The organism is Pseudoalteromonas sp. SG41-1 (assembly GCF_014164575.1).
Taxonomy (GTDB): domain Bacteria; phylum Pseudomonadota; class Gammaproteobacteria; order Enterobacterales; family Alteromonadaceae; genus Pseudoalteromonas; species Pseudoalteromonas rhizosphaerae.
Genome location: NZ_JACJFL010000028.1, coordinates 47,638 through 59,535 on the forward strand (window position 1 = coordinate 47,638; position 11,898 = coordinate 59,535).

General features: G+C 39.0%; 8 protein-coding genes. 7 read left to right on the forward strand and 1 reads right to left on the reverse strand.

Translation table 11 applies throughout. The features are described 5' to 3' along the window. Positions 1–551: 551 nt before the first annotated feature. The 7 genes from H5203_RS14875 (at position 552) to H5203_RS14905 (ending at position 9,895) form a co-directional block, all read left to right on the forward strand. Positions 552–2,219: a phosphoethanolamine transferase gene (locus tag H5203_RS14875; RefSeq protein ID WP_182819918.1), complete on the forward strand. Its 1,668-nt coding sequence runs from the start codon at positions 552–554 to the stop codon at positions 2,217–2,219. Next, positions 2,212–2,586: a diacylglycerol kinase gene (locus tag H5203_RS14880; protein WP_182819919.1), complete on the forward strand. Its 375-nt coding sequence runs from the start codon at positions 2,212–2,214 to the stop codon at positions 2,584–2,586. The genes H5203_RS14875 and H5203_RS14880 overlap by 8 nt, the downstream gene beginning before the upstream one ends. Then, positions 2,577–4,541 (forward strand): LTA synthase family protein, encoded by a 1,965-nt coding sequence (locus tag H5203_RS14885; protein WP_182819920.1) that lies wholly within the window; start codon positions 2,577–2,579, stop codon positions 4,539–4,541. The genes H5203_RS14880 and H5203_RS14885 overlap by 10 nt, the downstream gene beginning before the upstream one ends. A 59-nt stretch (positions 4,542–4,600) precedes the next feature. Beyond that, positions 4,601–5,275, forward strand: a complete 675-nt coding sequence (locus H5203_RS14890; protein ID WP_145238362.1) for a response regulator transcription factor — start codon at positions 4,601–4,603, stop codon at positions 5,273–5,275. After that, the gene (locus H5203_RS14895) at positions 5,256–6,704 is read left to right on the forward strand and encodes a sensor histidine kinase KdpD (protein WP_182819921.1); all 1,449 of its coding nucleotides are present in this window, start codon (positions 5,256–5,258) and stop codon (positions 6,702–6,704) included. Before H5203_RS14890 ends, H5203_RS14895 begins: the two co-directional genes overlap by 20 nt. Positions 6,705–6,750: 46 nt before the next feature. Beyond that, a complete protein-coding gene (locus H5203_RS14900; RefSeq protein WP_145238356.1) occupies positions 6,751–7,629 on the forward strand; it encodes a TraB/GumN family protein in 879 nt (292 codons plus the stop codon). 346 nt (positions 7,630–7,975) lie between these two features. Further along, positions 7,976–9,895, forward strand: a complete 1,920-nt coding sequence (locus H5203_RS14905) for a transcriptional regulator (protein ID WP_182819922.1) — start codon at positions 7,976–7,978, stop codon at positions 9,893–9,895. 117 nt (positions 9,896–10,012) lie between these two features. Here H5203_RS14905 and H5203_RS14910 read toward each other — a convergent pair whose 3' ends face one another. After that, positions 10,013–11,695: an SUMF1/EgtB/PvdO family nonheme iron enzyme gene (locus H5203_RS14910; protein WP_182819923.1), complete on the reverse strand. Its 1,683-nt coding sequence runs from the start codon at positions 11,693–11,695 to the stop codon at positions 10,013–10,015. Positions 11,696–11,898 lie beyond the last annotated feature (203 nt).

Consider the following 11,898-nt stretch of genomic DNA (forward strand, 5'->3'; position numbering starts at 1 on the left):
CTCAGTGACATATCTATACTTAACTATTGCTAAACCCTGAAACTAAAAAGCCCCCCGACTGGTTAAGTGCGGGGGGCTTTTATAATGCTTTACGTATTTTTAAAGCACTAAGTAGCCCCCGCGGTAATAATAATCACCACGACGTTAATAAGGACTAGGTTTAGTGCGTTTGTAAGCATGTAATAAATACCAAAATTTGTTAATTTACGAAGGAATTGCAACTCCCCCGCTGTCTTTTTATATTAGTACCGCGATGGGAGTGCTAAGTCAACCTTAAAATCAATCTAAAAAAACACTCACCAATCAATTTTAAAGGCATAAAAATCCAATATGTAAGCCTAAATAGATTAATTTTCCTAATATATGAAGCTATTGATATTTCATACCTCGTTATAACCAATTACTGGTTTGATTAATTTTTGACGAAATCACAATAAATCATTCTTTTTTAAATCACCTCATTCAGGAAATGACTAGTTAGCCTTAAGTGTTTCTTAAGTCTTGGACTCTACCATGCAGGTATTAAATTATTATTATTGAGTTCTCAATTTATGTTGGTAAGCCAATTTCTCAGCACAGGTTTTAAAAAGCGCTTCTACATTACCTGTAGCGCCAATACTTTTATCATCGCATTAGCATGTTATTACTGCTTAATAATCAATATTCCTTTTATGCATGGTGCATTTAACGCAATCACCACATTGCCCTCTTTTTCGTGGTTATTTTTACTCTCAGTGCCGTTACTGTTGCTGTGCTTATTAATTATTTTCTTTTCAATATTATCTAGCCGCTGGCTACTCAAACCAATTAATTACATATTATTGTTAAGCTCGTGCGCCGTTCTTTACGGCACTTTAAATTATGGAGTGGTATTTGACTATTCTATGATTCAAAACACTTTTGAAACTGACGGTCATGAAGCGGCAAGCTATCTTAACTTGCAATTTATTATATTCTTTTGTTTGTTCGCCTTAGTGCCGCTATTGGTTTTAATCAAAACCAAGGTTCGCTTTAGTCTGGTTAGCAAAGAGCTGGTGAGTCGTTGTAAACTGCTACTGGGCTGCTTTGCCTTAATCGCCGTAATTGTATTGAGTTTTTATGCCGACTATGCCGCTACCGGACGTAACAATCAATTATTAAAGAAAGAGTTAATTCCATTCCAATATTTAAGCAGTGGCTATAAATATATTCGCGATCAATGGCTGGTCTCTGACGAACCATTTCAAATTTTAGACCCTGCGCCAGTACTAAGTACATCACAACACACGCAAGTAACCGTTATCGTGGTGGGTGAAACAGCACGCGCTGAAAACTTTGCTTACCAAGGCTATACACGCGATACCAACCGTTTCACTCGACCTTTCAAAGTAACGTACCTGAACAATGTAGCGTCCTGTGGAACCGCAACAGCGGTATCGGTCCCTTGTATGTTCTCACAACAAAACCAAGCTGAGTTCTCACGTAACGAAGCTGATAACCAGCAAAACATTCTCGACATAGCCCAAAGCGCTGGCGCTGATGTGTTGTGGGTTAATAATAACAGTGGCTGTAAAAATGTCTGTAATCGCGTTACCAATATTACCATCAAGGTAGATAACTCTGCACTTTGTGAACAACAGCATTGCTATGACGAAGCGTTACTAGCACCACTTAAACGTAAACTAGCTAATTTAAGCCAAGCTAATACGGTCATTGTATTGCATATGATGGGCTCTCATGGACCCACTTACTTTCAGCGCTACCCATATCAATTTAAGCAATTCACACCAACCTGCGATCGCAGTGATATACAAAACTGTAGCACTGAGCAGTTAGTTAATACTTACGACAACACCATAGCGTATAGCGACTACGTAAATTCATTAATGTTAACCGAACTAAATAACTTACCTGACAATATTGATAAAACCTTTGTATATATTTCAGATCACGGTGAGTCGCTCGGCGAAAATGGCGCCTACTTACATGGCTTTCCGTATAGCTTTGCTCCTAGTGGCCAAACCCATGTTCCTATGTATATGTGGGCTGCCAAAGGCAACCAACGTATTACAGAAAGTTGCTTAAAGAGTGTTGACCAACAACAAGCTGCTTCTCACGACAATATATTCCATACATTAATCACTCTAATAGGCATCAAAAGTAAAGCCTATGAACAGTCTTTAGATTTAGTAAGTAACTGTAAAGCAATTAATAAAAAAGTGAAAAACAATAATGAATAATTCGAAGACGGTACTCAAACGCCAAGGACTACTACGCCTTTTATTTACCTTACGCCATACTTTCAATGGCTTAAAATGGATGACGCGATTTGAAGCTGCATTTCAGCAAGAACTCGTGCTATTTTTATTACTTGGAGTGTTTGCGTGGCTGGCGAATATTCCCACCAGCGATAAACTTATTTTAATTGCCAGCTTGCTGTTTGTACTATTCGCCGAGTTAGTCAATACCGCGATTGAAGTGGTGGTTGATCGTATTGGTACAGAACATCATGAACTCTCTGGGCTGGCTAAAGATATTGCCTCTGCCAGTGTATTTATAGCAATGATGATTAGCACACTGGTTTGGTGGGCTATTTTATGGGCATAACTGATAAATTTAGTCTTGCGCAACTACAAAATAAACTCGGTCCATACTGGGTATTGCTAACATTTTTTAGTTTATCGCTGATTATGTTAACCCTGGCTCGTTTTAGCTTAAGTGTATGGCAAGGTGAGCGAGTATTTAGCTCTCATGCTTGGCTAAATATTTTTGTTGGCGGCTTGCGCGTTGATACGGCTACCTTAAGTTATATTTTAATGCCGGCATTGTTGTTGATAATTATCAGCACGTTAGTCTCTAAACAGCAGCTTATTCGTGGCATCATTAAATACTATTTATTGCTAATGACCGCGTTGCTGATCTTCTTTGAAGTGATCACTGCGACCTTTATTAATGAATATGATTTGCGTCCAAACCGCTTATTTATTGAATACTTAATATACCCAAAAGAAGTCTCTCGAATGATTTTTGCGGGGTATAAAATAGAGGTATTCACCACTTTATTATTCTTGATCGTTGGGGTAAAACTGGCTACAAAAGTTTTTACCAGCCAATGGCGTAGCCACTGTCAGTTGCCAATCATAAAACACTCCTTATTGGTGATTAGCTTACTGTGCTTAACCGTTCTAGGTGCACGTAACTCACTCGGTCATCGACCGTTAAACCCTGCAATGGTGGCATTCTCAACTGATCATTTACTTAATGATCTTAGTCTTAACTCGTTGTATAGCGTAGTCTTTGCAATTAAACAACTCGGTAACGAAAAATCAAGCCTAGACTTTTATGGCACCATGGCCGAAGAGGAATTATTAGCCTTAGTACGCGCGAGTATGCAAAATGAGCAAGCTGTTTTTAACGATGCCAGCGCACCAACCAAAACCTTTCATCAAGCGGCGTATCAAGGGAAGCCCAAAAACTTAGTTATCATTTTGCAAGAAAGTTTAGGAGCACGTTATGTGGGTACTTTAGGCGGCTTACCTTTAACCCCTAATATAGATAAACTTTATCAGCGAGGTTGGGGGTTTGATAATTTATACGCCACAGGCACACGCTCAGTTCGTGGTATAGAAGCGGTTATTACTGGATTTACCCCCACCCCTTCTCGCGCAGTAGTAAAGCTTGATAAATCGCAACGTGATTTTTTTACCATTGCTGACTTTTTAAGCAAACAAGATTACCAAACCCAGTTTATTTACGGTGGTGAAAGCCACTTTGATAATATGCAAAGCTTCTTTTTGGGTAATGGTTTTCAACAGATTGTAGATAGTAATGACTTTGCCAATATTGATTTTAATGGTTCATGGGGCGCCTCTGATGAAGATCTCTTTAACCAAGCGGATATTGAACTGACTAAGTTACAACAACAAGGTAAACCTTTTTTTAGCTTGGTATTTTCCAGCTCTAATCACAGCCCTTATGAGTTTCCAGATAATAAAATCACCTTATACGATAAGCAAAAACAAACTCGCAATAATGCGGCAAAATATGCCGATTATGCATTAGGCACCTTTATCGAAAAAGCAAAGCAATCAAGTTACTGGGACGATACCGTCTTTATAGTAATTGCCGATCATGATTCGCGCGTATCGGGCGCAAGTTTAGTGCCGATTGAGCACTTTCGTATTCCTGCGGTTATTTTTGGCAAGGGTATCAATGCCAAGCGTGACCATCAGCTTGCCAGCCAACTTGATATTCCGACAACATTATTATCCTTAATTGGAGCCAGTGGTGAACATCCGATGATAGGTCGCGATCTTGCGCAGCCAATCGCTGATAACAAACAACGCGCAATGATGCAATACGATAAAAACTTTGCCTACATAACCGGTAATAGTGGTCAAGGTAATAAGGTCGTAATTTTACAACCACAAAAACCAGCAACCACTTATATATATACACAAGATAAATTAGTGCCCACCAGCAACGACCCACAATTGGTGAAAAAAGCACTGGCACATGCCAATTTAGGTAACTTAGCCTATCAAAATGGTTGGTATCATTAACGCACTGATGCCTTGCTAAAGCAGCAAGGCAAACCGTGTTATTTAATTAAGTTAAGATCATGAAAATACTCGTAATCGAAGATTCTGAACCGCTTAGGCGCAGCCTAGACGTAGGCCTTAATAATCTCGGTTTTACCGTGGACGGTACCGGTGATGGTTCACAAGGTTTAAGTATGGCACTGTGTGGCGACTATGATTTAATCATTCTCGACTTAATGCTACCAAGTGTTGATGGCATGAGTATTCTCAAAGCACTGCGTAGCAGCTCGAGTCAAGCTCGGGTATTAATTCTATCAGCTCGCTCTGAAGCACAAGACAAAATAAACGGCTTAATGAAAGGTGCTGATGATTATCTAACGAAACCGTTTTCGTTTGAAGAATTACATGCCAGAGTACTGGCGTTGTCTCGGCGAGGCCAATTACAAAACCAGCAAAACACACTCTGTGTAGGTGAATGCGTGTTAGATTTGAGCTTAAAAACACTGCATTATCAGCAGCACCCCATAAACCTTACTCGCAACGAATATAAAATCATTGAGTGCTTATTTAGTGCCAAAGAACGGGTGTTAGGCCTTGAGATGATCAGCGAAGCCGTGGTCGGCCAATTTGATATGCTGTCAAAAAATGCCCTAGAAGCACATATTTCAGCGATCCGCAAAAAAGTACGACTACTAGGCGGCGAACTACCAATTAAGAATAAACGTGGATTTGGTTATGTCGCTTCTCAAAACTGAGTTGCCAAAAACTAAACGTCACTCTATCAAGCGTAAACTCGTCAATAATATTAGTGCCGTACTGTCGATTATTCTGGTTACTATTTTTTTAACTGTCGATTTGAGCGTTGATTCTTGGGTTGAAAACCAATTTCATCAATCGTTAACTAATAAATCTAATTATTTAAAAACCTTAGTGAAAGATCATAATGGCAAACTAGAGTTTGATTTTGCTGGCGAATTTATGTCTGAATATGAGCAGGCTAATGCCAGCGAATTTTATCAGCTATGGCACGAACAACAGACGTTTGAAAAATCAGATTCATTGCAACTATATCAAAATATTGATTTACCCAATTTCGCTATCCCCATTAACGAATTTAAAATTATTGATTACACTTTGCCTAACGGTGAAGAGGGTCGCGCCATGATCAGCCACTTCATTGCCCAACAAGAAGACGAAGCAGCACGCGGCAGCGGTCATTTTAAGACCATGGTTTTAACTATCGCAGCCCCTATTTCATCATTAAATAAAGTATTGCTGATCATTGATGTGGTTTTTATTCTGACCTGCATTATCGCAGTTTTTGGAGTACGTTATTTAGTCACTCGAATCGTTAATCGTGGCCTCTTTCCACTTAACAACTTAAATGAACAAATAAAATTACTCGATATCACTGGCGCCTCACAAACTATCAAAAGTGACTTTCAGGTAGAGGAAATTGAACCTATTCGTAATGAGCTGAATAAATTTATTACCACCAATCAACAGCTCTATCAAAATGAAAAACGCCTAACCAGCGACATCGCCCATGAATTGAAAACGCCAATTTCTGAGCTGATCAGCTTGTCAGAAGTGGCACTGCGCTACCCTGATGATGAGCGTATTAGCGCCACATATACCAGCGATATATTGGCTATATCTCAGCGTATGAAAACCATCGTCAATAACTTGCTGCTATTACAGCGCGCTGGTAGTAGCGCTGTAGAGCTCAATTTAGAAAGCGTTAATTTAAGTGACTTTATTACGCAATTAAGCAATGAACTGCAGTTTAAACATGCCGATATTAAGCAGCGCTTACTGCTAAATGTTGCAACTGAGCTGATGATCACCGCGGATCGATTTTGCCTGCATACCATTTTATCTAACTTGCTCGATAACGCATTGTTTTATGGGCTTAGCACCCAACCTATCAACTTACAGGTCGAACAAACTGAATATCACACCAAAATCACGCTATGTAACGCTTTAGCTAAGCCTTTAAGTGAACAACAACTAGAGGCTATTTTTGCCCCCCTTTACCAGCTTGATAGCTCACGAACGAATAACCAACGCCACGGCTTGGGACTAGCGATAGTGAACAGTTTATGTAATCTCAATAACTTTACCATCAGCGCAAAAAACAAGCCAAACTCTCGCTTAGCATTAATTTTAACGTTACCCAATTAAGCGTATTGGTTTAATATGGATATATACCCAACCAATAAGGACAATTATGAACCTCACTCAGCGTATTAGCAGTTACTTTATTTTATCCCTTTTACTGTGTATTAGTTTTGCTAGCCACAGTGAACCTGGGTTGTGGCAATTAGAAAAAAATGGTGTTAAATCATATTTGTTTGGCACTGTGCATGTCGGTGATGCCACCATGAAAGGACTACCTAAAAAAGTAACCGACGCGCTTGATGCCAGTGATAAAGTAATTGTTGAAGTCAATGTTAGTGCAATTAGCCCGATGGAAATGCAGCGCCGCTCAATGCCTTTTATGATGCTAAAAAATGGCAAAACACTGCAAACTGAGCTTTCGGAACAAAACTATAAGAAGCTTGACCAATACTTCAGCAACAAATCAATTGATATTGCGATGTTTAACAATATGGCGCCATGGGCCGTAATGGTTACTATGTTGCAAATCGAATTTCAAAATATTGGTTTTTCCGATCAATATGGCATTGATAAGCAAGTACTTGCCTATACAAAAACCAACAATATACCAGTTGGCGAATTAGAAACTCTCGAATATCAAATGGAGATGTTTAATAATCTATCGTTGTTAAGTAACGAAATGATTGAAGAAACGTTTGAACAGCTTGCCGACGTTGAAACCTACTTTATTAGCTTAGTTAATGCATGGAAAAATGGTGATATGGCGACCTTAACTAAGTATTACAATGAAAGCTTTGACGACAGCAACTACGGTGAGATCAGCGAACAAGTAATGCTGATTGAACGTAACAATAATTGGGTTAGAGAGCTCACGCCTCGCATCGGTAAAGAAAAACTATTTATCGCCGTAGGCGCCCTGCATTTGCCAGAACAACACGGTTTGTTAAAGCAATTTCAAGATCAGGGATTTAGCGTAACTCGCTTATAAATAGAGAGATACTCAATTTATTTCTGCTACTTGTTAAGTATTAGTAAATATAACTTCCTTAGCAGATAGACAGGTCTTTCTGCTAAGGTTGTGTAGCTGATATCTGACCTTACTATTTGGTTGATAAATGTAGGAACGTTTTTTTCATTTCTGAATTCAACATGTCGAAATCATGCACTTATTCAAAATGGGTAAGGCTTTTATTTGAATACATAGATAAGTTGAGGCTGATGATGATGTAACTGTTAATCTTGTCATCACGCTATTGATAAATACTCCCCTTTAAACATTAGGTCGGTTAAGATGATGTTGGATTATAGTAGCAGCAAACTAAATACTTTAAATAATGCGATATACTTTTTTAGATTTTGAATTCGACAGTAACAACTTAATACTCAGCAAAAATGGCGACGATATTGATATTCGTCCTAATGAAGCTAAGCTATTGGCGTTACTGCTTTCTGATTCCACACAAGTTTTTAGTAAAGATGCTATTTTAACTAAGGTTTGGCACGATAAAGTGGTGTCTGAACAGGCTGTATTTCAAAATATTAGCCATCTAAGAGCTGTTTTTGGTAATAGCGCGATTAAAACTTTCCCTAAGCGAGGTTATCAATGGCAATTGAATACAAGCCAAATACAAACAGCAGTAATAACTGAGCCTCGATCTGTAAACATTACGACTACTACAATTAAAGCTAAGCCAATAGCAACTATGCCATTGACACAAAAAATCGGTGCTAACGCAACGTCTGACATAAACTCAAGCGATATATATAAAGTTGGCCCGGCAGAAAAAAAGCCTATGGGATTTTATGCTTTGCTCACAAGTTTACTGGTTGTTTTCGCCACAGCAATCTTAATCCTATTCCCACATAGTTCTGATAAAGTCGCCGCACCTGCTGCAATTAGCATTGCTTATATACCTTTTACTCAAAGCCTTAGTAACAACACTATAAAGCTCGCTGATGATGAATTTTTTGATTTTACAGAACTACCCCAACTAAGCCCTTTGCACTTTGAAACATCGATTGAGAGTGAATATCCAAAGCTTGCTGATAAGCATCCACTGATACTAACCGCCAACGTACGTACCTATAATTCACTCACCTATCTAGATTTTATCTTGAAAGGTCCTATTACGGACTGGCGCGGACAATTAACAGGTTCTTCCAATCAAGCAGTGATAAGCAAGCTAAAACAGCACTTATCACAAGATTACATTTATGACTTATTAATGTCACCACAGTCACTTGAAATCAGACTGGCTAAGTTATCTATCGCCCATAAAAGCAAACCTAACGACTTTATTAACTTAGGCAAGTTGGCGATGCTTTATATTCAAATGGAAGAGTTTGAAAAAGCCATGGTAATGGCTGATAAACTTGCTAATTTTGCTATTGAAGCACAAAACACACAACAATTAGGTAACGCCCTATTACTACAAAGTGAAATTTTAACAAGAAAAGAATTGTTTGAGCTCAGTTCAGAAAAACTCGCCAGCGCAATTTCTCAATTCAAAAAGATTAATGATGCTAAGCGCCTAGCAGATGCCTGGTTTGCTCAATCTTGGTTAGATCACCAAAATAAAAACTACAATGCGGTGAAAGCAAGTTTGCTCAAATCCGCGCAATTATCACTGCAGGTTAACGATATACTGCGTGAATTAGATGCTCTCACTTACCTTTCAGTTTTAGCTTATAAAAATAAGCAAGCAACAGACCAATACCTTTATTTACAACAAGCTGAACGTAAAATGAAAGCGTATAACTTGCCACCATATCACTTTGCTAAAATCCCCTTTCATTATGCTATTTTTGCCCAAACGCCAGCAGACAAAGAACCTCATTTTAAACAAGTACTCGACTTTACCAAATTAACGCCTGACCACTGGGTTGCGCAAAGTAGCCGCAAGAGTTTGCTACAATATTACCTTGATGAAAATCGCTTGGCGGAAGCCAAGGCATTGATTGATAATTTATCTGTAACGACTACATCTATTGATAGTCCACAAAACTCTTATCTAAAAACTTTATTTGCCCAAGCCAGTAAACAAACAAAGGACTTTAATCGCTTAGCAAAACGCACCTTTGAACAAGCGCAACTTTCTGGTGACAGAAACCTGAGTTTGGATGTTGCGTTGTTATTATGTAGTGATAACAATGACTCTGAAAATTACGACTTCTATTCTCAATATATTACTGAGCATGCGGGTGAGAATTGGCGACGTTATAATAAAGATAAATTACTTACGCTTAATCTTTAAAAACGCTATTTAAAAATTTTTTTGCTCTTTTTTATCGAGCTAGTAAGGGTAGCAAGCATATTTCAAGAGCCACGCTAAAAAGCTACCCAAGTAGTTTTTGCTTTTTCTAACTAGGTATTAACTCGCTTTCAAGGATAACCAATTCAGTTTCCAATTATTGTCGCGAGATTTTAGGGTTAGTGTATTCTTACCTTGTTTCAACTTAACCAGAGAGCCTTGCTGAATTTGCCATTTATCGTAACCGCCGGTTTTAAGTACTGGGTTTTCAGCCAATTTTTTTTCATTACTATAGACGTCAAATCCTTTGGTATCTCGTTCGGCTGCAACACGATATTCAAGTTGGTAAAACCCTGCTTTGGCGACATTAAGCTGATAAGTAATAACAGCGTTTTTACCTATAGCATCTGGCCCCGTTAAGACGCTACCAAAGCGCTCACCATCAGAGCTAAAAGAAATTACACTATCACTAAATTCGACTGCCCATTCAGCTTCTACTTTACCGGGAACACTTATCCAACCTGGTTCAATGGTTATCGGCTTACTGTAGTGACTTTGCAGATGCTGTTTAACAGCCACCACGGTATAGTCATATTTATGTTGCCCAATATTTTTATCTGTAAACGTTGTTTGAGTCAGGTTGCTTGCAAGTAACTTAAACATACCACCAGAAAGTAAATTGCGATAAACACGATAGCTATCGACATCACTGTCCTCACTTTTATCCCACGTTAGCGTTACCGAATCGTCTGTTTGCGTTAATACAACATTAGTCACTTGGGCTGGAATAGCAGGCTGATTATCTCGGCGCTTTTGCTCTTGTTGTTGAGCAAAAATTAACTCACGTTGAAATTTTTGACTGCTTTTAGCTAGTTTGGGTGCGGCTCCATCAAGTGCGAGTCTAAAGCCATCAACGCCGCCAGCAAAATCTTCTGGAATAGCGCCTCGACTAAATAGCGGACTATGACTCCAATGCCAACTACCACCTCGAGCAGCACGCAGCTCACACTCGTCACTTACGTAAGCTGAACCATCATTAGCGATATGCTTGTAGCCTCGCACATAACAATCAGCTAAGAATTCTTGTACATTACTTAATACATCAAACAAACCAAAAGCATTAGGCTCATACATACCAACAATGCTGGCGTAAGCTGAGTGATCATTACAATGGGCAATATCGCCACTCCAGTTGTAATAGCTAGTATGACTGTCGCGCTGCAAGATACTTTCACCGTATAAATCGCCAACATTGGCATAGTTACACACTTGTGTATTATCAGGATCGTCACCAAAATAATAATCGGTTTTAGTGCCAGCTCTAGCGGCATATTCCCACTCAGCCTCGGTTGGTAATCGATAAGGCTTACCGGTCTCCTTCGCTAACCATTTTGTATAAGCCTGTGCCGCTTGCCAATTGATACAAACAACGGGCTGAAATTCGCTGGTATTTAAGGCATTAGTTTCCCAGTTGCCTTTTGAATACTGTAAGAACCACCCGTTCATTTCATGTCGGCATTCTTTTGGTGCAGCATAATTTGTTGCCGCAATAAAACGACGAAATTCACTTACGGTGACTTCATATTTACCCAGACTAAATTCTTTAACATTGACGTTAGTAACAGGCTGGGTACTTTCTTTTTTGGTAGATCCCATAGCAAAACTGCCAGCAGGAATAGTGGCCATAATCGGCTCTATCGGTTTCGTTGTTGCATGGCCACCAGCGTTAGCAAATTCGTCAGCATGAAGATGAGCGCTGCCAATAGCACAGCAAAATGTAAGTAAGTAGTTATTGAGTTTCATTGGTACATCCTTTGTTATTCGAATTGGTATAACTAAGCCATAACAATGAAATAGTGAATGGTATTAATCTTAGAAAAAACCCAGGGCAAGAGCATGAAAAAAGTCTATGATTTCAATACCTTTTCAAGGTAATCTGTACTGCGCATAGCTTTTTTCTGTTTTGCGGGCATGCCTTTATTAAAGCTTGTTTCTGCTTTTAGCTG